Genomic DNA, 23,560 nt, shown 5'->3' with positions numbered 1-23,560 from the left:
GTGGGATCCATCGCCACCAACCCCGAGGGCATCACCAACCCGCCGATCGACGAGCTGCTCGAGAAGACCACCTCGAAGTACGCGCTGGTCATCTTCGCCGCCAAGCGCGCCCGTCAGGTCAACGCCTACTACAGCCAGCTCGGTGAGGGCCTCCTGGAGTACGTCGGCCCGCTGGTGGAGACCACCCCGCAGGAGAAGCCGCTCTCCATCGCCATGCGCGAGATCAACGCGGGCCTGCTCACCGCCGAGCCGACCGACCAGCCGTAACCGCGCCCGCGCCGATGCCCGCCGAGATCGTCCTCGGGGTCGGCGGCGGCATCGCCGCCTACAAGGCGTGTGAGCTGCTCCGGCTCTTCACCGAGTCGGGTCACCGGGTCCGCGTGGTGCCGACCGCCTCGGCGCTCCGTTTCGTCGGGGCGCCGACCTGGGCGGCCCTGTCCGGCCGGCCGGTCGCCGACGACGTCTGGTCCGACGTGCACGAGGTGCCGCACGTGCGGCTCGGGCAGCACGCCGACCTGGTCGTGGTCGCCCCGGCCACCGCGGACCTGCTCGCCAAGGCCGCCCACGGCCTCGCCGACGACCTGCTCACCAACACGCTGCTGACCGCGCGCTGCCCGGTGCTGCTGGCCCCGGCCATGCACACCGAGATGTGGGAGCACCCGGCCACTGTCGCGAACGTGGCCACCCTGCGCTCGCGGGGCGTCCGCGTGATCGAGCCGGCCGTGGGCCGGCTGACCGGGCGGGACACCGGCAAGGGCCGCCTGCCCGACCCGGCGGAGATCTTCGCGGTGGCCCGCCGGGCGCTGGCCCGGGGTGCCGAGGCCGAGGCCGAGGCCGACCTGGCTGGCCGGCACGTCGTGGTCACCGCCGGGGGCACCCGCGAGCCGCTGGACCCGGTCCGGTTCCTGGGCAACCGGTCGTCCGGCAAGCAGGGGTACGCGTTCGCCCGCGCCGCCGTGGCCCGCGGCGCCCGGGTCACGCTCGTCGCGGCCAACGTGGCGCTGCCCGACCCGGCCGGGGCGGACCTGGTCCGGGTGGGCACCACCGAGGAGCTGCGTGACGCCACGCTCGCGGCGGCCGCCGGCGCGGACGCCGTGGTGATGGCCGCCGCGCCCGCCGACTTCCGGCCGGCCAGCTACGCCACCGGGAAGATCAAGAAGTCCGACGACGGTGTCGCGCCGACCATCGAGCTGGTCACCAACCCGGACATCGCCGTGGAGCTGGGGCGGCGTCGCCGGCCCGGGCAGGTGCTGGTGATCTTCGCGGCGGAGACCGACGACGCGGAGGCCAACGGCCGGGCCAAGCTGGCCCGCAAGGGGGCCGACATGATCGTGGTCAACGAGGTCGGCGTGGACAAGGTCTTCGGCGCCGACACCAACGCGGCCACCGTGATCGGTGCCGACGGCGCCGTGCACCGGTTGCCCGAGCAACCCAAGGAGGCCCTGGCCGACGCCGTCTGGGACCTCGTGTGTCAGCGGTTGCCGTCGCGTTCCTGACGGTTGGTCGACCCGCGTTCATCGGGTCGCGGCGGAACGATGGTGACTAAACTGCCGCCGAGCGACCTTTAAAAGTCTTCACATGCTTAGGAGTGCCGTGACACGTCTCTTCACGTCCGAATCGGTCACGGAGGGCCACCCGGACAAGATCGCCGACCAGATCAGTGACGGCATTCTCGACGCGCTGCTCGCCCAGGACCCGCACAGCCGGGTCGCGGTGGAGACGTTGATCACCACCGGTCAGGTGCACGTGGCCGGCGAGGTGACCACCAAGGCGTACGCCGACATCCCGACGATCGTCCGGGAGACCATCCTCGGCATCGGCTACGACTCGTCGAAGAAGGGCTTCGACGGCGCGTCCTGCGGCGTCAGCGTGTCCATCGGCGCCCAGTCGCCGGACATCGCCCAGGGTGTCGACAACGCCTTCGAGCTGCGTACCGGTGGGTCGGAGAGCGCACTGGACGCGCAGGGCGCCGGTGACCAGGGCATGATGTTCGGCTTCGCCTGCTCCGAGACGCCCGAGCTGATGCCGCTGCCGATCGCGCTGGCGCACCGGCTGGCCCGCCGGCTCGCCGCGGTCCGCAAGGACGGCACGATCCCGTACCTGCGGCCGGACGGCAAGACCCAGGTCACCATCGAGTACGACGGGCTGCGCCCGGTCCGGCTCGACACCGTCGTCGTGTCCAGCCAGCACGCGGCGGACATCTCGCTGGAGTCGCTGCTCACCCCGGACATCCGGGACCACGTCATCACCCCGGAGCTGGAGGGCCTCGGCCTGGAGACCGAGGGCTACCGGCTGCTGGTCAACCCGACCGGGCGGTTCGAGATCGGCGGCCCGATGGGTGACGCCGGCCTGACCGGCCGGAAGATCATCGTGGACACGTACGGCGGGTACGCCCGGCACGGCGGCGGCGCGTTCTCCGGCAAGGATCCGTCGAAGGTCGACCGGTCGGCCGCGTACGCGATGCGCTGGGTGGCCAAGAACGTGGTGGCCGCCGGGCTGGCCGAGCGGTGCGAGGCGCAGGTCGCGTACGCGATCGGCAAGGCGCACCCGGTGAGCCTGTTCATCGAGACGTTCGGCACCGAGACCGTGCCGGTCGCCTCGATCGAGAAGGCCGTGGCCGAGGTGTTCGACCTGCGTCCGGCCGCCATCATCCGGGACCTGCACCTGCTGCGCCCGATCTACCAGCAGACCGCCGCGTACGGCCACTTCGGCCGGGAGCTGCCGGAGCTGACCTGGGAGGGCACCGACCGGGCCGCCGACCTCAAGTCGGCCGCGGGAGCCTGACCGCCACCACGCGCCGCGACCGGCGACCCGCGCAGGGGTCGCCGGTCGCGCGCGTCTGCGTGGACGTGCCGCTGCCCCACCTCGACCGCCCTTTCGACTACCTGGTGCCGGAGGCGCTCGACGCCGACGCCCGGCCGGGGGTACGCGTGAAGGTGCGGTTCGCCGGGCAGCTCGTCGACGGCTGGCTGCTGGAGCGCGCCGAGTCGTCCGAGCACCCGAAGCTGGCGTACCTGGAGAAGGTCGTGTCCCCGGTGCCGGTGCTCTCCCCGGAGGTGGCCCGGCTGGCCCGCGCGGTCGCCGACCGGTACGCCGGCAGCCTCGCCGACGTGCTCCGGCTGGCGGTGCCGCCCCGGCACGCCCGCGCCGAGAAGGCCGTCACGGCCGCGGACGCGCCACCGCCCGAGAACGCCGACGCCAGCGCCAGCGCCGACGCCGACGCCAGCGCCAGCGCGGACGCGGACGTCGACGCGGACGGCCGGTCGGGCGGCCGGGCGGAGGTGGACCCGCGCGGCTGGCGGGACTACCCGGCCGGGCCGGCACTGCTGCGCGCGCTCACCGACGGCAAGCCCGCCCGCGCGGTCTGGTCGGCGCTGCCGGGCGAGGACTGGGCCGACCGGTACGCCGACGCGGTCGCCGCCACGGTGGCCGGCGGCCGGGGCGCCGTGGTCGTGGTGGCCGACGCCCGTGACCTGGACCGCCTCGACGCCGCCCTGACCGCCGTGCTCGGCGCGGGACGGCACGTCCGGCTCACCGCCGCCGACGGCCCGGCCCGCCGCTACCGGGCCTTCCTCACCGCCCGGACGGGCGAGGCGGACGTGGTGATCGGCACCCGGGCCGCGATGTTCGCCCCGGTGCGGCGGCTCGGCCTGGTGGCGATCTGGGACGACGGCGACGACCTGCACGCCGAACCCCGCGCGCCCTACCCGCACGCGCGGGACGTGCTGCTCACCCGGGCGCAGCTCGGCGACGTCGCCGCGCTGGTCGGCGGCTACGCGCGTACCGCCGAGGCGCAGTTGCTGGTGGAGACCGGCTGGGCCCGCGAGGTGGTGGCCGACCGGGCGGTGGTGCGTGCGCGTACCCCGGCCATGGCCCCGACCGGCGACGATCCGCAACTGGCCCGCGACCCCGGCGCGGCCTCGGCGCGGCTGCCGAGCCTGGCCTGGACCACCGCCCGGGACGCGCTGCGTGCGGACCTGCCGGTGCTGGTGCAGGTGCCGCGCCGGGGTTACGTGCCGTCGGTGGCCTGCGCCGACTGCCGCGCCCCGGCCCGCTGCCCGCACTGCGCCGGCCCGCTCGCGCTGCCGTCGGCGCAGGGCACGCCCGCCTGCCGCTGGTGCGGCCGGGTGGCCGCCGCGTACGCCTGCCCGGAGTGCGGCGGGCGGCGGCTGCGCGCCTCGGTGACCGGCGCCCGGCGGACCGCCGAGGAACTGGGCCGGGCGTTCCCGGGCGTGCCGGTGCGCACGTCGGGGCGGGAGGAGGTGCTGGCGGGCGTGCCCGGCGGGGCCGGGCTGGTGATCGCCACGCCGGGCGCCGAGCCGGTCGCCGAGGGCGGTTACGGCGCGGTGCTGCTGCTCGACTCGTGGGCGCTGCTGACCCGGGCCGACCTGCGGGCGGGCGAGGAGGCGCTGCGGCGGTGGATGGCCGCCGCCGCGCTGGCCCGGCCCGGTACGGCCGGCGGCCGGGTGGTGGTGGTCGCCGACGGCGCGCTGGCCCCGGTGCAGGCGTTGCTGCGCTGGGACTCCGCCTGGTTCGCCGCGCGGGAACTGGCCGAGCGGCGGGAGCTGGGCTTCCCGCCGGCGGTACGGATGGCGAGCGTCACCGGCGTGGCCGAGGCGGTGGCCGACCTGCTCGCCGGAGCCCGGCTGCCGGGCGACGCCGAGGTGCTCGGCCCGGTGCCGGCCGAGGAGGGCCGGGAGCGGATGCTGGTGCGCGTGCCCCGGTCCCGGGCCGCCGCGATGGCCGAGGCGCTGCACGCCGCCGCCGGGCAGCGCAGCGCCCGCAAGGCGGCCGACCCGGTACGGCTCCAGGTCGATCCGCTCACGCTGTTCTGATCGGCGTGACGGTGCGCACGCGGGCCCTCGCGCACGGTCGTGAGCTGGGGTTTGCCGCACACCTGGTCCGGCAATCGAGTAGCGGGCGGTGATAGCATCGCCCGTCATGCCCAGCCGCGCGGTTTCCCGCGCGGGACGCGGCGCGGCGGGTGCCAGAGCACGTCGGGCCGACACTCGATGTCGTCAGTCAGCCGGTGAGCAGGGGTGGACCAGTCGTGACCGTTCGTCAGTCGATCGTCTTCAACGGTGACCTCGGCAGTGGCAAGAGCACCGTCTCGGTCGAGATTGCCAAGCGGCTCGGGCTGCGCCGGGTCAGCGTCGGCGACCTCTACCGCCAGATGGCCCAGGAGCGGCAGATGACCGCCCTCCAGCTCAACCTGCACGCCGAGCTGGACCAGGCCGTCGACGGCTACGTCGACCAGCTCCAGCGCGACATCGCCGCCTCCGGCGAGTCCCTGGTCATGGACTCCCGCCTGGCCTGGCACTTCTTCACCGACGCGCTCAAGGTGCACATGATCACCGAGCCGACCGAGGCGGCCCGGCGGGTGCTGGCCCGTCCGTCCGGCCCGGCGGAGAGCTACACCTCGCTGGAGGAGGCGCGGGCCAAGCTGCGCGAGCGCAGCGAGAGCGAGCGCGGCCGGTTCATCGTCCGGTACGGCGTGGACAAGGCCCGCCTGCGCAACTACGACCTGGTCTGCGACACCACCCGGGCCAACCCGGAGCAGGTCATCCAGCACGTCATCGACGTCTACGAGGGCCGCCTCGGCGCGGACGTGCTGCGTGCCGGCCAGCCGCTGCTGCTGCTCGACCCGACCCGGGTGTACCCCACCGAGGACGTGTCGACGCTGCGCGGCCTCTGGGACGCCGACGCCGCCGCCGAGGCGGCCGGCAGCGGCGAGGAGCCGGAGCCGCTGAGCATCGGCTACACCGGCGAGTACTTCTTCGTCGTGGACGGGCACCGGCGGCTCAGCGCGGCGGTGCGTGCCGGGTTGCCGATGGTCCCGGCCCGGCTGGTCGCCGAGGTGGAGGAGCCGGTGGTCGGCGGCATCAGCGCGCTCGACTTCTTCACCGCGCAGGCCCGCCCGGGGCTGATCCACGACTGGGAGGACGCGCACGGCATCACGCTGCCGCTGCCGGAGCACGCGCTGCTCGGCGGCGGCCCGGTGCTCGCCGGGGAGCCGGGCGCCGGCGCCTGACCGCCGGGGATACCGCCACCTCGCCGTCACGGGTTCACCCGGTCCGGCGGGCCGGAGCATGATGAAGGCCTCCGATGCCTGGGGAGGCGGAATCGTGGATCCGACCGACGCGCTCGCGCTGCTGATGTCCCCCGAGGGTCGTCTCGACCCCTATCCGACGTACGAGCGGCTGCGCGCCCACGGTCCGGTGGTCCAGGCCGGGCCGGTCTTCTACGTGGTCACCGGCTACGCGGAGGCCGACGCGATCCTGCGTGACGCCCGGTTCGGTGTGATGGACGACGCGCTGCGCGACCAGTTCATGCCCGGCTGGCGGGAGAGCCCGGCGGTGCTGTCGATCTCCCGGTCGATGCTGCGCACCAACCCGCCCGACCACAGCCGGATGCGGCGGCTGGCCGCGGGCGCGTTCACCCCGCGCCGCATCGCCGCCATGCGCGACGTGGTGCGGGCACAGGCCGACGAGCTGGTCGGCGCGATGCTCGCCGCCGACGAGCCGGTCGACTTCATGGCCGCGTTCGCGTACCCCCTGCCGGTCGGGGTGATCTGCGCGCTGCTCGGCGTGCCGGCGGCGGACCGGCCGCTGTTCCGGCGCTGGGCCACCGACCTGACCGGCGTGCTCGAACCGGAGATCACCGCCGACGAGCTGGCGGTGGCCGACCGGGGCGCGGCCGAGCTGCGCAGCTACTTCACCGAGCTGGTGGCGGCCCGCCGCCGGTCCCCGGCCGACGACCTCACCACCGCGCTGGTCCAGGCCCACGACGGCGGCGACCGGCTCTCCGGCGACGAGCTGCTGGCCAACCTGATCGTGCTGCTGGTGGCCGGTTTCGAGACCACCACCAACCTGCTCGGCAACGGCCTGGTGGCGCTGCTGGACCATCCGCGCGCCGCGGCGGCGCTGCGCGAGCGGCCCGACCTCGCCCCCGCCTACGTCGACGAGCTGCTGCGCTACGACTCGCCGGTGCAGCTCACCTCGCGGATGAGCACCGCGCCGTCCCGGTACGGCGACGTCGACCTGCCGCCGGAGAGCTGGGTCATCGTGCTGCTCGGCGCGGCCAACCGCGATCCCCGCCGCTACCCGGATCCGGCCCGCTTCGACCCGTGGCGGGCGCAGATCGCGCCGCTGTCCTTCGGCGCCGGGCCGCACTACTGCCTCGGGGCGGCGCTGGCCCGGCTGGAGGCGCAGGTGGCGTTCCCGCTGCTGCTGCGCCGGCTGCCCGGTCTGGCGGTGGCGGGCCGGCCCGAGCGGCGGGTCCGGCTCACCCTGCGTGGTCACGCCACACTGCCGGTGAGGGTGGGGCGTCAGGCGGCCCCGGTCACCGTTCCCGGTACGCCACCCGGGGCGGCCGGGCCGACTCCGTAGACTGGACGCGCATCGTTCGACCCAGACAAGGAGCCACGCCGAGTGACCGTCCAGCCCATCCGTCTGTTCGGCGATCCGGTGCTGCGCACGCCGGCCGACCCGGTCGTCGACTTCGACGCCGAGCTGCGCAAGCTGATCGCCGACCTGACCGACACGATGCGCGAGCAGAGCGGCGCCGGCCTGGCCGCGCCGCAGCTCGGGGTGGGCCTGCGGGTGTTCACCTTCGACGTCGACGACGTCCTCGGCCACCTGGTCAACCCGGTGCTGGAGTTCCCCGACGAGGAGGAACAGGACGGCCCGGAGGGCTGCCTGTCCATCCCCGGGCTCTACTTCGACACCAAGCGCCGGCAGAACGTGATCGCCAAGGGCTTCAACGGCTACGGCGACCCGCTGCAGATCGTCGGCACCGGCCTGATGGCCCGCTGCGTGCAGCACGAGACCGACCACCTCGACGGCGTGCTCTTCGTCGACCGGCTCGACCCGGCCGGCCGCAAGGAGGCCATGAAGGCGATCCGCCAGGCCGAGTGGTACGACCAGGCCGCCCCGCCCACCGTCAAGCTCAGCCCGCACGCCGCCGGCAACCCGTTCGGCCTGGGGCGGTGACCCGGATGCGCCTGGTCTTCGCCGGCACGCCGGCTGTCGCCGTACCGGCCCTGGACGCGATCGCCGCCTCCGGGCACGAACTGCTCGCCGTGGTCACCCGCCCCGACGCCCCGGCCGGCCGGGGCCGGGGACTGGTCCGCTCGCCGGTCGGCGCGTGGGCCGACGCGCACGGCGTCGAGGTGCTCACCCCGGCCCGCCCGCGTGAGCCGGAGTTCCTCGACCGGCTGCGCGAGCTGGCGCCGGACTGCGTACCGGTGGTCGCCTACGGCGCGCTGGTGCCGCCGGTGGCGCTGGAGATCCCCCGGCACGGCTGGATCAACCTGCACTTCTCGCTGCTGCCCGCCTGGCGCGGCGCCGCGCCGGTGCAGCACGCCGTGCTGCACGGCGACGAGCTGACCGGGGCCAGTGTCTTCGAGCTGGAGGAAGGGCTGGACACCGGCCCGGTCTACGGCACCGTCACCGACGAGATCCGGCCCACCGACACCTCCGGTGACCTGCTGGAGCGGCTCGCGCACTCCGGCGCCGGGCTGCTGGTCGCGGTCCTCGACGCGATCGGTGCCGGCAGCGCCCGGGCCGTGCCGCAGCCCGCCGACGGTGTCTCGCTCGCCCCGAAGCTCACCGTCGAGGACGCCCGCGTCCGCTGGGGCGACCCCGCCTTCGCGGTGGACCGGCGCATCCGCGCCTGCACGCCCGCGCCCGGCCCGTGGACCACGTTCCGTGACGACCGGGTCAAGCTCGGCCCGGTCACCCCGCTGGCCGACGGTCCGGACCTGAAGCCGGGGGAGCTGCACGTGGAGAAGTCCGGCGTGCTCGTCGGTACCGCCACCACGCCGGTGCGCCTCGGCGAGGTGCGCGCCGCCGGCAAGAAGGCCATGCCCGCCGGCGACTGGGCACGCGGCGCCCGGGTCACCGCCGGCGAGGTGTTCGCGTGACGCGCCCGGACCGGCCCGTCGAGGGCGAGCGTCCCCGGGGGTACGCGCGTGAGCACGCCGACCGGCCCGCCGCGGACCGGCGTGCCGGTGACCGTTTCGGCGGTGACCGTGAGCGCGCCGATCGGCGTGGCGGAGACCGTTCCGGCGCGGATCGGCGTGGCGGAGACCGGTTCGGTGGGGACCGGCGCGGTGGGCGCCGCCCGGTCCGTCCGGCCGTGGACCTGCCCCGGCAGATCGCGTACGAGGCGATCGCGGCGGTGCACCGCGACGACGCGTACGCCAACCTGGTGCTCCCGGCGATGCTGCGCGAGGCCGGGCTGACCGGCCGGGACGCCGCGTTCGCCACCGAGCTGACCTACGGCACGCTGCGGTACACGGGCACGCTCGACGCGATCGTCACCGACGCGGCCGGGCGGGACGTGCAGCGCATCGACCCGCCGGTGCGCGACGCGCTGCGGCTCGGGGCGTACCAGATCCTGCACACCCGGGTGCCCGCGCACGCCGCGGTGTCCTCGACGGTGGATCTGGTCCGGTCCGTGGGGCCGGGCGCCACCGGGTTCGCCAACGCGGTGCTGCGCGAGATCACCAGCCGGGACGCCGACGCCTGGGTGGCGAAGCTCGCCCCGGCCGAGGAGACCGACCCGATCGGGCACCTCGCGCTGGCGTACAGCCATCCGCAGTGGATCGTGCGGTCGTTCGCCGAGGCGCTCGGCGGCGACGTGGGCGAGACGACCCGGCTGCTCATCGAGGACAACGAGCGCCCGCCGGTGCACCTGTGCGCCCGGCCGGGCCGGGCCGATGCGGTGGCGCTCGCCGACGAGGTGGGCGGCGCCCCCGGCGCGTTCTCGCCGTACGCGGTGTACCTGCCGGGCGGCGCGCCGGGTGACCTGCCGGCGGTGGCCGACGGCCGCGCGCACGTGCAGGACGAGGGTTCCCAGCTGGTGGCGGACGCGCTGGCGGCGGCACCGCTGGACGGGCCGGACGGCCGGTGGCTGGACCTGTGCGCCGGCCCGGGCGGCAAGTCCGGCCTGCTCGGCGCGCTCGCCGCGACCCGTGGCGCCCGGCTGACAGCGGTCGAGGTGGCCGAGCACCGGGCGCGGCTGGTCGAACAGGCCACCCGCGGGTTGCCGGTGACGGTGCTGAACACCGACGGGCGCAGCGTGGGCAGCGACCCGAAGCTGCCGGAGGAGCACTTCGACCGGGTGCTCGTGGACGCGCCGTGCACCGGGCTGGGCGCGCTGCGCCGCCGCCCGGAGTCGCGGTGGCGCCGCCAGCCGTCGGATCTGCCGCCGCTGACCCGGTTGCAGCGGGAACTGCTCACCGCGGCGTTGCGGGCGGCCCGGCCGGGTGGCCTGGTCGCGTACGTGACGTGCTCGCCGCACGTGGTGGAGACGCACGTGACGGTGACCGAGGCGGCCCGGCGGTGCGGCTTCGGCGTCGACTTCGTCGACGCGCGACCGCTGCTGCCGGCCGGCATGCCGGGCCTGGGTGACGGCCCCACGGTGCAGCTCTGGCCGCACCGCCACGGCACCGACGCCATGTTCCTGGCGGTCCTCCGCCGGGTCTGACCCCCCTCTCCTCCAGTCGATCAAGGAGTTCGTGTCGCGGGCCGCCGTGCCCGGACACGAACTCCTTGCTCGTCATGCGGGCGAAATGGGGAGGGATGGAGCGTGTGCGGCATCCCGGTGGGGGGAGGGGGCCGGTGGGATGTGACAGCCCGTTGACTGTTAGATCGATGCATGTAACTGTTTCGACCACCGGTCCCGGCACCCCGCCCGCCGAACCCCCACGAGGAGTCTCCATGAGACGCAGAACGCCGACCACGAGCCTCGCGCTCGCCCTCGTCGCCACCCTGACGACGGCGAGCCTGGCCGGCACCGCCTCCGCCGCGCCCGCTCCGGCCCCCGCCCCCGCCCCGGCCGCCGCCGCGCTCGCCGCGCCGGACGTCTCCCTGAGCAACATCCAGGCCCACCTCACCCAGTTCAACTCCATCGCCACCAGCAACGGCGGCAACCGGCGCTCCGGCTCGGCCGGCTACACGGCATCGGTCAACTACGTCAAGGGCAAGCTCCAGGCCGCCGGCTACACGGTCACCGAGCAGAACTGCACCACCTGCACCTACCCGGGCAACAACCTGATCGCCGAGTGGCCGCAGGGCCCCTCCGACCAGGTCGTCATGTTCGGCGCGCACCTGGACGGCGTCGCCGCCGGCCCCGGCATCAACGACAACGCCTCCGGCTCGTCGGTGCTGCTGGAGAACGCGCTGGTGCTGGCCGCGCAGAACCCGACCATGACCAAGCGGGTCCGGTTCGCCTGGTGGAACGGCGAGGAGCAGGGCCTCCAGGGCTCCAAGCACTACGTCAACCAGCTCAGCTCCACCCAGCGCGGCTACATCAAGGGCTACTACAACTTCGACATGGTGGGCTCGCCCAACGGCGGCTACTTCATCAACCGGATCACCTCGGCCACCGCCGCGCCGCTGAAGGCGTACTGGGACTCGTTGGGCATCTCGCCGGAGGAGAACACCGAGGGGCAGGGCCGGTCGGACGACTACTCGTTCGCCAACGCCGGCATCCAGACCTCCGGGTACGCGGCGGGTGCCAGCTACACCAAGAGCTCGGCGCAGGCCAGCAAGTGGGGCGGCACCGCGGGCGCGGCGTACGACGGGTGCTACCACCGCTCCTGCGACAACACCAGCAACATCAACACGACCATCCTGAACCGCAGCGCGGACGGCGTCGCGTACGCGATCTGGCAGCTCGCGGTCGGCGGCGGCACCCCGGCCAACGACTTCTCCGTCTCGGTGAGCCCCACCTCCGGCACCGTCGCCCGGGGCGGCTCCACCACCGCCACCGTCAGCACCGCCACCACCGCCGGCAGCGCGCAGACCGTGACGCTGTCCGCCAGCGGCGCACCGAGCGGCGTCTCGGTGAGCTTCAGCCCGTCGTCGGTCACCTCGGGCGGCTCGGCCACCATGACCGTCACCGCCTCGTCGACGGCCACCACCGGCACGTTCACGCTCACCGTGACCGGCACCGGCTCGGCCACCCGCACGGCCGGCTACACGCTCACCGTGACCGGCGGCAGCGGCGGCTGCACCGGCGGCCAGCTCATCGGCAACAGCAGCTTCGAGTCCGGCACCACGCCGTGGACGGCCAGCTCCGGCGTGATCACCAACAGCTCCAGCCAGGCGGCCCGCACCGGGTCGTACAAGGCGTGGATGAACGGGTACGGCACCTCGCGTACCGACACGCTGTCCCAGTCGGTCACGCTGCCGGCCGGGTGCAGCAGCTACACGTTCTCGTTCTGGCTGCACATCGACACGGCCGAGACGACCAGCTCGACCGCGTACGACAAGCTGACCGTGCAGGTCGGCTCGACCACGCTGGCCACGTACTCGAACCTGAACAAGGCCACCGGCTACACCCAGCGCACCTTCAACCTGGCCGCGTACGCGGGTCAGACGGTCACGCTGAAGTGGACCGGGGTCGAGGACTCCTCGTTGCAGACCAGCTTCGTCGTGGACGACGTGACGCTGCAGGTCGGCTGAGTGGCCCCGGGCGGGGCGGGCGCCGGCCCGCCCCGCCCGGGCCTCAGGTGATCGGCAGCGCCTTGGCGCCCGCGCCCTTGACCGACCGGGTCAGCGAACGCTCGGAGACCCACAGGAAGCACTGCACGCCCCGGTCGCCGTCGCGCCACTGCTCCTCGAACGGGTGGTAGATGATCGTGCCGGCGCGGTACTGCATGTTGCCGTCGTTCGGCAGCTTCGCGTACTTGGCGATCAGGCCCCGGCACGCCTTGTGCGTGCGCAGCGGCGTGCGCTCGAACTCCGCGTAGGTGATGTCCGGCGCCTGGTAGACGCCGACGAACTCGGCGTGGTGCCGGGAGGTGCAGGCCACCGGCCGCATCGACTGCACCTCGTCCTTGCTCAGCTTCGGGTTGAAACAGCCGAGCGCGAGCTTCGAGCCGGGCTTCAACGCGCCCCGCAGGCTGCCGGTGCGCTGGGCCACGGCGCCCTCGTCCAGGTCGGTGATCTCGGCGACGTCGCAGCGGTACCAGCGGGCCCCGCCGGACCACGCGAGAGCCGAGGGGAAGACCACCGCCAGGCGCAGCCGCCCGCCGCGCCAGTCCGCGCCGACGGCCCGGGTGACCTGCCGGGCGCACTCGGCGTGCGCGGCGCGCATCCCGGCCGAGCCGGTACGCGGCGGCGCCGAGCGCTCCGCCTCCGCGCCGGTCATCGTGCCCACGTGCAGCGTCTCGGTGCGGTGCGGGGTGGCGCAGTCGACCGGCTGGTAGCCGCTGAGGTAGCCGACGTCGGCGACCGTGGGGTGACAGGCGCCGGACTTCGGCACGAAACCGACCGGCGCGGCGAACGCGGGCCAGTCGTCGACCAGGTCGCGGTCCACTCCGGCCGGCGCGGCACAGCCGCCGAGCGCCAGCGCCACCGCGGCGCCCACGGTGACCGCCACCCGCCATCGCCGCATCCCGACCGACCTCCCCCGTGCATCCGGCGCCGCCCGGTCGACCGGTACGCCTCGGCGGTGCAGCATACGGCAGCCGCTCAGGTGACCGGGAGTCCCTCGGGCCCGGCGCCGCGCACCGAGCGGTTCAGCTTGCGGTCGTCACTCCACAGAAAACACCGCACGCCCCGGTCGCCCTCCTCCCACTCCCGCTGCGACGGCGGGTAGAAGATGGACCCGGCCCGGTACGGCAGTTCGGCGTTGTCCGGCACCTCGGCGAACGCGGCGATGAGCGTCATGCAGCGCCGGTGCGTGGCGGGCGCGCCCCGGGTGAACTCCGCCCAGCTCATGTCGCGTTCCTCGTACACGCCGACGAACTCGGCCCGGTGCGGCTCGGTGCACAGCACCGGGGCCATGTAGTTGAGGTTCTGGCCGATCAGCTTCGGGTCGAAGCACCTGTGTACCAGCGGGTTGTCGCCGACGAGCGCGCCGCGCAGGCTGCCGACCCGGTTGACCGGGCGGGTGTTGTCGATGCTGTCGGTCTCGGCCAGGTCGCAGCGGAACCAGCGGGCGCCGGACGTCCAGGCGGTGACGGTGGGCAGCGCGATGTTCAGGGTCAGCCGGGCGGCGTGCCAGTCCCCGCCGATCATCTCCCGGGCCCGCTGGTCGCACTCGGCGCGCGCGGTCCGCAGCGCCGGCGAGCCGGGTTCCGGGCGTACGCCCTGCGCCGCCGGCCCGCTGAACCGGCCGACGTGCACGGTCTCGGCCAGGTGGCTGCCCGCGCAGTTCACCGTCTCGTACGTGGCGGCGGCCACCACTGTGCTCAGCCGGGGCAGGCACGCCTCGGTCGCGGGGACGAACAGTTGCGGCACCGGCAGCGCCGCCCAGTCGTCGATCAGGTCGCCGTCGGCCCGGTGCGTCTGAGCGCATCCGGCGAGCACCGCAGTCGCGGCGCCGGCCAGCGCGAGCACGTGGAGCCACCGTCGCATCGTCCGCCCCTTCCGGGAGAGATGACAGCCGGTCGCCGCAGGCCCGACCGGCGTCCCCCGCGCCCGGGCGTGCAGCATACGTGACCGTCCCTGTAGGAGTTTCGTCATCTTTCAATCGATCGGCCAGTCACCGGCGACTATTCGTGCCGATTTTCTCTCCGGACGGCCGGATGGTGCACCGGCGGTGCGTGAGGCATCACCGCCTGTCACTCCGGGAGACGTGCCGCGACCTCCGGATCACCGCGTTCGTACACTGGCCCGGTGACCGTACCGCCGCCGATCGTCGCGCCGAGCATCCTGGCCGCCGATTTCGCCCGCCTCGCCGACGAGGTCCGTGCCGTGGAGCCCGCCGCCGACTGGCTGCACGTCGACGTCATGGACAACCACTTCGTGCCCAACCTGACCATCGGGCTGCCGGTGGTGCAGAGCCTGCGCGCCGTCACCGGGATCCCGTTCGACGTGCACCTGATGATCGAGGATCCGCGGCGCTGGGCGCCCGGGTACGCCGACGCCGGGGCGTACAACGTCACGTTCCACGCCGAGGCGTGCGACGACCCGGTCGCGCTGGCCAAGGACCTGCGCTCGGCCGGGGCGAAGGCGGGGCTGGCGATCGACCGGGACACCCCGATCGAGCCGTACCTGGAACTGCTGCCGAGTTTCGACACGTTGCTGATCATGACGATCAAGGCCGGCTTCGGCGGCCAGCGGTTCCTGCCGCAACTGCTGGACAAGGTGCGCGCGGCCCGCCGGCACGTCGACAGCGGGCACCTGGAGCTGCGCATCGAGGTCGACGGCGGCATCGCCGCGGACACCATCGAGCAGGCCGCCGCGGCCGGCGCCGACGCGTTCGTCGCGGGCACCGCCGTCTACGGCGCCGACGATCCCGCGGAGGCGGTACGCCGCCTGCGGGGCCTGGCGGAACGCGCGATGACCGGCGCCTGAGATGGACCCGGCCGGCGAGCGACCCGACGTGATCCTCGTCGTCGACGACGACGAGGACATCGCCCGTTTCGTCGAGTTCAACCTGCGCCTGCACGGGTTCGAGGTGCTGCACGCCGCCGACGGTCAGGAGGCGCTGGAGATCATCGAGCGGCAGCGGCCCGACCTCGCGGTGGTCGACCTGATGATGCCGCGCATCGACGGGCTGGAGCTGACCCGGCGGCTGCGCGCCGACCCGATGACCTCGGCCCTGCCGGTGATCATGCTCACCGCCAAGGGGATGACCCAGGACAAGGTCAACGGGCTCAGCGTCGGCGCGGACGACTACCTGGTCAAGCCGTTCGACACGCTGGAACTGGTGGCCCGGGTCAATTCCACGCTGCGGCGCAACAAGGAGTTCCGGGAGGTCTCGCCGCTGACCGGGCTGCCCGGCAACAGCCGCATCCGGCGGGAGATCAGCGACCGGGTACGCAACGGCGTCGACTACGCCGTGGGCTACATCGACATCGACCGGTTCAAGAGCGTCAACGACCGGTACGGCTTCGTGCGCGGCGACGAGTTCATCTCGGCGCTGGCCCGCAGCCTGCACCGGGCGGTGGTGTCGATCGGGCTGCCGCCGGCGTTCCTCGGCCACGTCGGCGGCGACGACTTCGTCATCGTCTGCACGCCCGGTCAGGTCCGGCCGCTGACCAGCCGGGCCGTCGTCGACTTCGAGAAGGCCGCGGACGCGCTCTACGACGCGACCGACCGGGAACGCGGCTTCGTGGAGCTGAAGGACCGGCGCGGCAACATCCGCCGCGCCGCGCTCGTGACGCTCTCCATCGGCGTGTCGCTGTCCGATTCCGGCAAGCGGTTCACCGACCCGCTGGAGGCGATCGCGGTGGCCTCGGAGATGAAGACGGTGGCCAAGAGCCAGCCCGGCTCGTACGTGGCGGTGGACCGCCGGCGCGGCGTCACCTGAGGCGGTCCTGTGAGGTAGCTCGCCTCTGTGGCGCGCGGCCGGGCGGAACGTGTAAGACTTCCCGTATACCCACCACGCGCTGGCGGGGCTCGGTGAAATTCCGAACCGGCGGTGATCCACGGTCCGACCGTGGTAAGCCCGCGACCCGGACGGCTTCGGCCGGACGGTGGACCTGGTGAGAATCCGGGGCCGACGGTTGGGGTGCGGCTCGTCCGCCCCCAGAAAGTCCGGATGGGAGACAGCGCGCGGAACGGGGGAGGCCCCTGCCGGCCGCTGAGCACCCTCAGCCGCCGCGTGGGCTCCCCGGGGTCGGCGTCGCCGTCCCCGGGTTCTCCGCCGCCGCGTGTCCGCGGCTTTCGTGGCCGTTGCTCCCGAACCCGCCCGCGCGCGACCGGCGAGCGGGAGGACAGGCGGCCATGGCGAGCGTCTCCGTCGACGAGGCGATGCGTCGTGCCATCGAACTGGCCGCGCGCGGCCTCGGCGCCACGAGCCCCAACCCGGTGGTCGGCTGTGTGCTGCTCGACGCCGACGGCGAGGTCGTCGGCGAGGGCTTCCACGCGTACGCCGGCGGCCCGCACGCGGAGATCGTCGCGCTGGCCCAGGCCGGTACGCGCGCCCGCGGCGGCACCGCGGTCGTCACCCTGGAACCCTGCGACCACACCGGCCGCACCGGCCCGTGCAGCCACGCGCTCATCGCCGCCGGGGTGTCCCGCGTGGTGATCGCCGTGCCCGACCCCAACCCGGTCGCCTCCGGCGGCGCGGCCACGCTGCGCGCCGCCGGGGTCCAGGTCGCCCTGGGGGTACGCGCGGAGGAGGCCGAGGCCGGCAACGTGGCCTGGCTGACCTCGATGCGCCGCGGCTGGCCGCACGTGATCTGGAAGTACGCGGCCACGCTCGACGGGCGTTCCGCCGCCGCCGACGGCACCAGCATGTGGATCACCTCCGAGGCGGCCCGGATCGACGTGCACGCGCTGCGCGGCACCGTCGACGCGGTGCTCGCCGGGGTGGGCACCGTGCTCACCGACGACCCCCGGCTGACCGCCCGCAACCTGCGCGACGGCACGCTCGCCATCCGGCAGCCGCTGCGGGTCGTGGTGGACAGCTCGGGGCGTACCCCGGCCGAGGCCCGGGTCCGCGACGGCGCCGCCCGCACCTGGGTGGCCACCGCCGCGGAGGTCGGCGCCGGGCCGGACGGCCGGGTCGACCTGCCGGCGCTGCTCGCGGAGCTGCACCACCGGGGCGTGCGGGCCGCGCTGCTGGAGGGCGGGCCGACGCTGGCCGGCGCGTTCCTCGCCGCCGGCCTGGTCGACAAGATCGTCGGGTACGTCGCGCCGAAGCTGCTCGGCGCCGGCCCGACCGCGCTGCTCGACGCCGGCGTGAGCACCATCGCCGACGCCATCGAACTGGAGATCACCGACGTTACGCGGATCGGTCCCGACCTGCGGATCACCGCGCTGCCCCGGAAGAGGGAGGGCTGACATGTTCACCGGCATCGTCGAGGAACTGGGCGAGATCGTCCGGAGCACCGAGACCGGCGACGACTCGGCGCTGGTCGCCATCCGCGGCCCGCTCGTCACCTCGGACGCCCGGCACGGCGACTCGATCGCCGTCAACGGCGTCTGCCTCACCGTGGTCGACGTCGACGGCGGCGTGTTCACCGCCGACGTGATGGGCGAGACGCTGCGCCGCACCGCGCTCGGCGCGCTGCGCCCCGGCGACCCGGTCAACCTGGAACGGGCCGCCGCGCTCAACAGCCGCCTCGGCGGGCACCTGGTGCAGGGCCACGTCGACGGCGTCGGCGAGATCGTCGCCCGGGAGCCCGCGGCGCAGTGGGAGACGGTGCGGTTCCGGCTGCCCGCCGGGCTGGCCCGGTACGTGGTGGAGAAGGGCTCGATCACCGTCGACGGAGTGTCCCTGACCGTCGCCGAGGTGGGCGACGACTGGTTCTCCGTCGGCCTGATCCCGACCACGCTGAAGCTCACCGTGCTCGGCACGAAGCGGATCGGCGACCCGGTCAACCTGGAGGTGGACGTGCTGGCCAAGTACGTCGAGCGGCTGCTCGGCGGCCGGAGCGCGGGGGGTGCGCGGTGATGGGCCCGCTCGGCTGGCTGCTCGACGCCCAGGTGGACGTGGCCGGCTCGCCGGTGCTGGTCCGGGAGATCGTCGGCAACGTCTTCGGGCTCGCCTCGGCGCTGCTCGGGCTGCGCCGGGTGGTCTGGGCCTGGCCGGTCGGCATGATCGGCAACGCGCTGCTGCTCACCGTGTTCCTCGGCGGCGTCTTCGTCACCCCGCAGGCGCACGACCTCTACGGCCAGGCCGGCCGGCAGGTCTTCTTCTTCGCGGTCAGCGTGTACGGCTGGTGGCGCTGGTCGCGCAACCGGCGTGCCGGTGGCGGGGACGAGCCGGCCGTGGTGCCGCGCTGGGCCACCTGGCCGGAGCGGCTCGGCCTGCTCGTGGCCGCCGCCGTCGGCACGGCCGCCGCGTATCCGGTGCTCGCCGCGCTGGGCTCCTGGGGGCCCCTGCCGGACGCCTGGATCCTGGTCGGCAGCCTGCTCGCCACGTACGGCATGGCGCGCGGCTGGGTGGAGTTCTGGCTGATCTGGATCGCCGTCGACGCGGTCGGCGTTCCGCTGCTGCTGCGCGGCGGCTTCTACCCGTCGGCCGCCATGTACCTGGTCTACGGCGCGTTCTGCGCGGCCGGCCTGTACAGCTGGTGGCGCACCTCCCGGGCCGTCGCTACCGCGCCCGCCCCGATCCCGGCGACGTACTCGGAGGCCGTGGCATGAGCACCTTCGGTTCGATCGAGCAGGCGGTGGCGGACATCGCCGCCGGGCGTCCGGTGGTCGTGGTCGACGACGAGGACCGGGAGAACGAGGGCGACCTGATCTTCGCGGCCGAGCTGGCCACGCCGGAGCTGGTCGCGTTCATGGTCCGCTACACCTCCGGCTACATCTGCGTGCCGCTCACCGAGGACGAGTGCGACCGGCTGGACCTGCCGCCGATGCACCACACGAACCAGGACCGGCGCGGCACCGCGTACACGGTGACTGTGGACGCCCGGGAGGGCGTCAGCACCGGCATCTCGGCCGCCGACCGGTCGCACACCATCCGGCTGCTCGCCGACGCCGCGACCGGCCCGACCGACCTGGCCCGGCCCGGTCACGTGGTGCCGCTGCGCGCCCGCACCGGCGGGGTGCTGCGCCGCCCCGGGCACACCGAGGCGGCGGTGGACCTGACCCGGCTGGCCGGGCTGCGCCCGGCCGGGGTGCTCTGCGAGCTGGTGAACGACGACGGCAGCATGATGCGCCTGCCGGACCTGGAGAAGTTCTGCGCCGAGCACGGGCTGACGCTGGTGACCATCGCGGACCTGATCGCCCACCGGCGGCGTACCGAGAAGCAGGTCGAGCTGGCCGCCGAGGCCCGGATGCCCACCCCGTACGGCGTGTTCCGGGCGCTCGGCTACCGCGCCGAGCACGACCCGGCCGAGCACGTCGCGCTGGTCATGGGCGACCTCGGCGACGGGCGGGACGTGCTGGTGCGGGTGCACTCCGAGTGCCTCACCGGCGACGTGTTCGGCTCGCTGCGCTGCGACTGCGGGCCGCAGTTGCAGGCCGCGCTGGCCCGGGTCGCCGCGGAGGGACGCGGCGTTGTCCTCTACGTGCGCGGGCACGAGGGCCGGGGCATCGGCCTGCTGCACAAGCTCCAGGCGTACCAGCTCCAGGACCAGGGCCGCGACACCGTGGACGCGAACCTCGACCTGGGGCTGCCGGCCGACGCCCGCGACTACGGCACCGGCGCGCAGATCCTCTACGACCTGGGCGTCCGGACGATGCGGCTGCTGACGAACAACCCGGCCAAGCGGGCCGGCCTTGAGGGGTACGGCCTCACCGTGACCGGCCGGGAGGGGCTGCCCGTGCGGTCCAACCCGGAGAACGTGCGCTACCTGCGCACCAAGCGGGACCGGATGGGTCACCTGCTGGACGGACTGGACGAGGTGACCGAGGCGCCGATGGGCCGCCCGGTCGCCGGTGACGAGATCGGAGCGTAGGGCGATGGCGGGTTTCGGTGAGCCGGGCGTGACCGCGGTGGACGCCGCCGGGATGACGGTCGGCGTGGTGGCCGCCCGGTGGCACGGCGACCTGACCGACCACATGACCGAGCGGGCCGTGGCCGCCGCGCAGGCGTGCGGGGCGCGGGCCGTGGTGGCCCGGGTGGCGGGTTCGGTGGAGCTGCCGGTGGTGGCCCAGGCGATGGCCCGCCGCTTCGACGTGGTGGTCGCGCTCGGCGTGGTGGTCCGCGGCGCGACGGCGCACTTCGACTACGTGTGCCAGTCGGTCACCGAGGGGCTGACCCGGGTGGCGCTGGACGAGGGCAAGCCGGTGGCGCACGGTGTGCTGACCGTGGACACCATCGAGCAGGCCCGGGACCGGGCCGGGCTGCCCGGCTCGGCCGAGGACAAGGGCTGGTCGGCGACGGTCGCGGCGCTGGACGCGGCGCTCGCGATTCGCGGCCTGGACGCCACCAACGCCCACCGGGTCGGCTTCGCCTGACCCACCCGGCCCGTCACCGGGAGCGGCTGGAAGAATCGCCTTCCGTGAAGACGTTCGAGGAGTTGTTCGCCGAGCTGCAGGCCAAGGCCGCCGCCGGCACCCCGGGCTCGGGCACGGTCGAGGCGCTCGCCAAGGGCGTGCACTTCATCGGCAAGAAGGTCGTCGAGGAGGCGGCCGAGTCGTGGATGGCCGCCGAGCACGAGGGCCCGGAGCGGGCCGCCGAGGAGATCTCCCAGCTGCTCTACCAGGCGCAGGTGCTGATGCTCGCCACCGGCCTGGAACTGAAGGACGTCTACCGACATCTGTGAGTGCCCGTCCGCTGATCATCCGATCGAACGAAGGAGCACTCCCATGCTGCGTGTCGCAGTACCCAACAAGGGCGCCCTGGCCGAGTCGGCCGCCGGGATGCTGCGCGAGGCGGGCTACCGCCAGCGCACCGACCCGAAGGACCTGGTCTGCCGGGACGAGCAGAACGACATCGAGTTCTTCTACCTGCGCCCCAAGGACATCGCCACCTACGTCGGCTCCGGTGACCTGGACGTCGGCATCACCGGCCGCGACCTGCTGATCGACTCCGGCGCGCCGGCCGAGGAGGTGGTCGACCTCAACTTCGGGCGGGCCACGTTCCGGTTCGCCGCCCGGCCCGACGACGTCGCCTCCGTCCAGCAGCTCGGCGGGCACCGCATCGCCACCGCGTACCCGGGTCTGGTCGAGCGGCACCTGGCCGAGCTGGGCGTCAAGGCCGACGTGATCCGCCTGGACGGCGCGGTGGAGAACGCCATCCGCCTCGGCGTGGCCGACGTGGTCGCCGACGTGGTGGAGACCGGCGCGACGCTGCGCCAGGCCGGCCTGGTGGTCTTCGGCGAGCCGCTGCTGCGCTCCTCGGCGGTGCTGGTCCGCCGGGCCGGCGCGCCCGGCGGCGCCCAGCAGGAGCAGTTGCAGCGCCGGCTGCACGGCGTCCTGGTCGCCCGCCGGTACGTGATGCTCGCCTACGACGTGCCGGCCGGTCTGCTCGACCGGGCCAGCTCGCTGACCCCGGGCATCGAGTCGCCGACGGTCTCGCCGCTGCACCGGGAGGGCTGGGTCGCGGTGCAGGCGATGGTGCTCCGCGACGACGTCCACCGGATCATGGACGAGCTGTACGAGCTGGGCGCCCGCGCGATCCTGGTCACCAACATCCACGCCTGCCGGCTGTGAGGCCGCTGCCGCTCCCGGCCGCGCTGACCGTGGTCGTGCTGGGCGGCGTGGCCTCGGCCGCCCAGGGCGCGGTCAACGCCGAGATGGGGGAGCGGACCGGTGCCCCCGTCCTCGGCGCGGTCGTCAACAACCTCGGCGGCTGCCTGCTGGTGCTGGCCGCGATCGTGGCGCTGCCCTCGATGCGCGCCGGTCTGGCCGGGCTGCGTCGTTCCGGACTGCCGTGGTGGGCGTACCTCGGCGGGGTGGGCGGCGCGGTGATCGTGCTGGTCGCGCCGGTGGTGGTGCCGGTGCTCGGGGTGGCGGTGTTCACGATCGCCCAGGTGGCCGGCGGCAGCCTCGGCGGCCTCGCGGTGGACCGGGCCGGGCTGGCCGCCACCGGCCGGATGCCGCTCACAGTGCCCCGGGTCGGCGGGGCGGTGCTCGGCGTCGGCGCTGTCGCGCTGGCGCAGCTCGGCCGCCCGATCGGCGACCTGGCCGTCGGGCTGGTGCTGCTCTGCGTCCTGGGCGGGCTCGCGGTGGCCGGGCAGTCCGCGCTCAACGGCCGGGTCGCCGCCTCGGTCGGCCCGGCCGCCGGCCTCGCCGTCAACTTCGCGGTCAGCACCGTGGTGATCGGCGCGGTCGCGGCGCTCACCGGCGCGCTCGCCGGCCAGCCCCGCTGGCCCACTCAGTGGTGGCTCTACCTCGGCGGCCTGCTCGGCGTCGGCATCGTGCTCGCCCTGCTGGTCGGGGTACGCGCCGCCGGGGTGCTGCGGACCGGCCTGGCGCTGGTGGCCGGGCAGCTCGGCGGCGCGCTGCTGCTGGACCTGGTGCTGCCCGGCGGCCCCGGTGTCCGGCTGCCGGTGCTGGCCGGCGCCCTGCTCACGCTGCTCGCCGTGGTGGTCACCGGGCTGCGCCGGCGCGGCCCGGACCGTGTGGCGGCCGAAGGCGTACGCGAACCGGATGGCAGACTGGTCGGGTGAGCGATTCCGTGGTGACCGTGCGACCCCGCCGCGTCCGGGTCGTCTGCTGGGCGTCGGCCGTCACGCTGATCGTGGTGTTCAGTCTCGTCGCGACGTCGCTGACCGGCGCCACCGGCAACGGCTACGGCACGTTCCAGCGCGGCGACCAGTTCGCCATGATCGGCCTGGGCGTCTTCGGCGCGCTCGGCTTCCTGCTGTTCACCCGCCCCCGCGTGATCGCCGACGCCAGGGGCGTACGGGTGCGCAACGTGTTCAGCTCGTACGAGCTGCCGTGGGAGGTCGTCCGTGGTGTCCGGTTCGACCGGGGCGCCCCGTGGGCCAGCCTGGAGCTGCACGACGACGACCTGCTGCCGATGGTCGCGTTGCAGGCCGCCGACAAGGAGAGCGCCGTCGAGGCGGTCCGCGCGCTGCGCCGCCTGCACCAGGCGCACCTGGCGGCGCTGTCCGCCGGCCAGTCCGCACCCCGTTGACCAGCGAGCCCGGTTTGGGCGGGCCTGGGCCGAGGGTGTAGTGTTGCGGAGTCGACCAGACTGCCCCCGTCCCTGACGAGCGGGCGGTCGTGAAGCGGAGCGCCCGCTCCCA

General features: G+C 74.3%; 23 protein-coding genes and 1 riboswitch. Of the genes, 21 read left to right on the top strand and 2 right to left on the bottom strand.

Translation table 11 applies throughout. The features are described from left to right. From rpoZ to V6U82_RS17725, 10 genes are all read left to right on the top strand, one after another. Positions 1-267, top strand: coding sequence for a DNA-directed RNA polymerase subunit omega (gene rpoZ, locus V6U82_RS17770; protein ID WP_013285517.1), 267 nt, complete (start codon positions 1-3; stop codon positions 265-267). A 14-nt stretch (positions 268-281) separates the two neighbouring features. Further along, entirely contained in the window at positions 282-1,496 is a 1,215-nt protein-coding gene (gene coaBC / locus V6U82_RS17765) for a bifunctional phosphopantothenoylcysteine decarboxylase/phosphopantothenate--cysteine ligase CoaBC (RefSeq protein WP_334462560.1), read from the top strand. 97 nt (positions 1,497-1,593) lie between these two features. After that, positions 1,594-2,784 carry a methionine adenosyltransferase gene (gene metK, locus V6U82_RS17760; protein WP_334462557.1) on the top strand — a complete coding sequence of 397 codons (1,191 nt, stop codon included), beginning with the start codon at positions 1,594-1,596 and terminating at the stop codon, positions 2,782-2,784. Positions 2,785-2,843: 59 nt separating this feature from the next. After that, positions 2,844-4,835, top strand: a complete 1,992-nt coding sequence (locus V6U82_RS17755) for a primosomal protein N' (RefSeq protein WP_334462555.1) — start codon at positions 2,844-2,846, stop codon at positions 4,833-4,835. 215 nt (positions 4,836-5,050) lie between these two features. Continuing rightward, complete coding sequence (locus tag V6U82_RS17750; RefSeq protein ID WP_120570499.1) at positions 5,051-6,031, top strand: AAA family ATPase; 981 nt, start codon at positions 5,051-5,053, stop codon at positions 6,029-6,031. 94 nt (positions 6,032-6,125) lie between these two features. Further along, entirely contained in the window at positions 6,126-7,388 is a 1,263-nt protein-coding gene (locus V6U82_RS17745; RefSeq protein WP_334462551.1) for a cytochrome P450, read from the top strand. Positions 7,389-7,430: 42 nt separating this feature from the next. Beyond that, a complete protein-coding gene (gene def / locus V6U82_RS17740; RefSeq protein WP_043324943.1) occupies positions 7,431-7,991 on the top strand; it encodes a peptide deformylase in 561 nt (186 codons plus the stop codon). A gap of 5 nt (positions 7,992-7,996) precedes the next feature. Beyond that, entirely contained in the window at positions 7,997-8,923 is a 927-nt protein-coding gene (gene fmt / locus V6U82_RS17735; protein WP_334462718.1) for a methionyl-tRNA formyltransferase, read from the top strand. Continuing rightward, positions 8,920-10,491, top strand: coding sequence for an RsmB/NOP family class I SAM-dependent RNA methyltransferase (locus V6U82_RS17730; RefSeq protein WP_334462548.1), 1,572 nt, complete (start codon positions 8,920-8,922; stop codon positions 10,489-10,491). Before fmt ends, V6U82_RS17730 begins: the two co-directional genes overlap by 4 nt. A gap of 233 nt (positions 10,492-10,724) precedes the next feature. After that, positions 10,725-12,473: a M28 family peptidase gene (locus V6U82_RS17725; RefSeq protein ID WP_334462546.1), complete on the top strand. Its 1,749-nt coding sequence runs from the start codon at positions 10,725-10,727 to the stop codon at positions 12,471-12,473. A gap of 43 nt (positions 12,474-12,516) precedes the next feature. Here V6U82_RS17725 and V6U82_RS17720 read toward each other — a convergent pair whose 3' ends face one another. Continuing rightward, positions 12,517-13,407, bottom strand: coding sequence for a septum formation family protein (locus tag V6U82_RS17720; RefSeq protein ID WP_334462544.1), 891 nt, complete (start codon positions 13,405-13,407; stop codon positions 12,517-12,519). A gap of 77 nt (positions 13,408-13,484) precedes the next feature. Further along, positions 13,485-14,372: a septum formation family protein gene (locus tag V6U82_RS17715; RefSeq protein WP_128137821.1), complete on the bottom strand. Its 888-nt coding sequence runs from the start codon at positions 14,370-14,372 to the stop codon at positions 13,485-13,487. Positions 14,373-14,633: 261 nt separating this feature from the next. Between V6U82_RS17715 and rpe the strand changes: the two genes are divergently transcribed. The 11 genes from rpe (at position 14,634) to V6U82_RS17660 (ending at position 23,448) form a co-directional block, all read left to right on the top strand. Next, a complete protein-coding gene (rpe, locus tag V6U82_RS17710; RefSeq protein ID WP_128137820.1) occupies positions 14,634-15,314 on the top strand; it encodes a ribulose-phosphate 3-epimerase in 681 nt (226 codons plus the stop codon). Between the two features lies 1 nt (position 15,315). After that, positions 15,316-16,272 carry a response regulator gene (locus V6U82_RS17705; protein ID WP_091424366.1) on the top strand — a complete coding sequence of 319 codons (957 nt, stop codon included), beginning with the start codon at positions 15,316-15,318 and terminating at the stop codon, positions 16,270-16,272. Between the two features lie 74 nt (positions 16,273-16,346). Beyond that, a riboswitch (FMN riboswitch) is annotated at positions 16,347-16,519 on the top strand. Positions 16,520-16,688: 169 nt separating this feature from the next. After that, complete coding sequence (gene ribD, locus V6U82_RS17700; RefSeq protein WP_334462537.1) at positions 16,689-17,750, top strand: bifunctional diaminohydroxyphosphoribosylaminopyrimidine deaminase/5-amino-6-(5-phosphoribosylamino)uracil reductase RibD; 1,062 nt, start codon at positions 16,689-16,691, stop codon at positions 17,748-17,750. Position 17,751: 1 nt separating this feature from the next. Then, positions 17,752-18,363, top strand: coding sequence for a riboflavin synthase (locus tag V6U82_RS17695; RefSeq protein ID WP_334462535.1), 612 nt, complete (start codon positions 17,752-17,754; stop codon positions 18,361-18,363). Further along, positions 18,363-19,058 carry a nicotinamide riboside transporter PnuC gene (gene pnuC / locus V6U82_RS17690; RefSeq protein WP_334462533.1) on the top strand — a complete coding sequence of 232 codons (696 nt, stop codon included), beginning with the start codon at positions 18,363-18,365 and terminating at the stop codon, positions 19,056-19,058. The genes V6U82_RS17695 and pnuC overlap by 1 nt, the downstream gene beginning before the upstream one ends. Then, positions 19,055-20,320 (top strand): bifunctional 3,4-dihydroxy-2-butanone-4-phosphate synthase/GTP cyclohydrolase II, encoded by a 1,266-nt coding sequence (locus V6U82_RS17685; RefSeq protein ID WP_334462531.1) that lies wholly within the window; start codon positions 19,055-19,057, stop codon positions 20,318-20,320. Before pnuC ends, V6U82_RS17685 begins: the two co-directional genes overlap by 4 nt. Positions 20,321-20,324: 4 nt before the next feature. Beyond that, entirely contained in the window at positions 20,325-20,822 is a 498-nt protein-coding gene (ribH, locus tag V6U82_RS17680; protein ID WP_334462528.1) for a 6,7-dimethyl-8-ribityllumazine synthase, read from the top strand. A 44-nt stretch (positions 20,823-20,866) separates the two neighbouring features. Beyond that, complete coding sequence (locus V6U82_RS17675) at positions 20,867-21,130, top strand: phosphoribosyl-ATP diphosphatase (RefSeq protein WP_013285536.1); 264 nt, start codon at positions 20,867-20,869, stop codon at positions 21,128-21,130. A 43-nt stretch (positions 21,131-21,173) separates the two neighbouring features. Next, positions 21,174-22,019 carry an ATP phosphoribosyltransferase gene (gene hisG / locus V6U82_RS17670; RefSeq protein WP_334462526.1) on the top strand — a complete coding sequence of 282 codons (846 nt, stop codon included), beginning with the start codon at positions 21,174-21,176 and terminating at the stop codon, positions 22,017-22,019. Continuing rightward, positions 22,016-22,978, top strand: coding sequence for a DMT family transporter (locus V6U82_RS17665; RefSeq protein ID WP_334462525.1), 963 nt, complete (start codon positions 22,016-22,018; stop codon positions 22,976-22,978). The genes hisG and V6U82_RS17665 overlap by 4 nt, the downstream gene beginning before the upstream one ends. Further along, positions 22,975-23,448 carry a PH domain-containing protein gene (locus tag V6U82_RS17660; protein WP_181726749.1) on the top strand — a complete coding sequence of 158 codons (474 nt, stop codon included), beginning with the start codon at positions 22,975-22,977 and terminating at the stop codon, positions 23,446-23,448. The genes V6U82_RS17665 and V6U82_RS17660 overlap by 4 nt, the downstream gene beginning before the upstream one ends. Positions 23,449-23,560: the final 112 nt, after the last annotated feature.

It is taken from the genome of Micromonospora sp. CPCC 205554 (genome assembly GCF_036902745.1).
Taxonomy (GTDB): domain Bacteria; phylum Actinomycetota; class Actinomycetes; order Mycobacteriales; family Micromonosporaceae; genus Micromonospora; species Micromonospora tulbaghiae.
The sequence above is the reverse complement of the archived record's forward strand: the minus strand, read 5'-3'. Positions and strand labels throughout refer to the sequence as shown.

What these genes read in the sequence shown, in the direction of transcription:
- ribH (WP_334462528.1), top strand. Translation starts at nt 20,325, where the DNA reads ATGGCGGGTTTCGGTGAGCCGGGCGTGACCGCGGTGGACGCCGCCGGG.
- V6U82_RS17715 (WP_128137821.1), bottom strand. Translation starts at nt 14,372, where the DNA reads ATGCGACGGTGGCTCCACGTGCTCGCGCTGGCCGGCGCCGCGACTGCG.
- ribD (WP_334462537.1), top strand. Translation starts at nt 16,689, where the DNA reads ATGGCGAGCGTCTCCGTCGACGAGGCGATGCGTCGTGCCATCGAACTG.
- pnuC (WP_334462533.1), top strand. Translation starts at nt 18,363, where the DNA reads ATGGGCCCGCTCGGCTGGCTGCTCGACGCCCAGGTGGACGTGGCCGGC.
- coaBC (WP_334462560.1), top strand. Translation starts at nt 282, where the DNA reads ATGCCCGCCGAGATCGTCCTCGGGGTCGGCGGCGGCATCGCCGCCTAC.
- fmt (WP_334462718.1), top strand. Translation starts at nt 7,997, where the DNA reads ATGCGCCTGGTCTTCGCCGGCACGCCGGCTGTCGCCGTACCGGCCCTG.
- V6U82_RS17685 (WP_334462531.1), top strand. Translation starts at nt 19,055, where the DNA reads ATGAGCACCTTCGGTTCGATCGAGCAGGCGGTGGCGGACATCGCCGCC.
- V6U82_RS17705 (WP_091424366.1), top strand. Translation starts at nt 15,316, where the DNA reads ATGGACCCGGCCGGCGAGCGACCCGACGTGATCCTCGTCGTCGACGAC.
- V6U82_RS17725 (WP_334462546.1), top strand. Translation starts at nt 10,725, where the DNA reads ATGAGACGCAGAACGCCGACCACGAGCCTCGCGCTCGCCCTCGTCGCC.
- hisG (WP_334462526.1), top strand. Translation starts at nt 21,174, where the DNA reads ATGCTGCGTGTCGCAGTACCCAACAAGGGCGCCCTGGCCGAGTCGGCC.
- V6U82_RS17720 (WP_334462544.1), bottom strand. Translation starts at nt 13,407, where the DNA reads ATGCGGCGATGGCGGGTGGCGGTCACCGTGGGCGCCGCGGTGGCGCTG.
- V6U82_RS17695 (WP_334462535.1), top strand. Translation starts at nt 17,752, where the DNA reads ATGTTCACCGGCATCGTCGAGGAACTGGGCGAGATCGTCCGGAGCACC.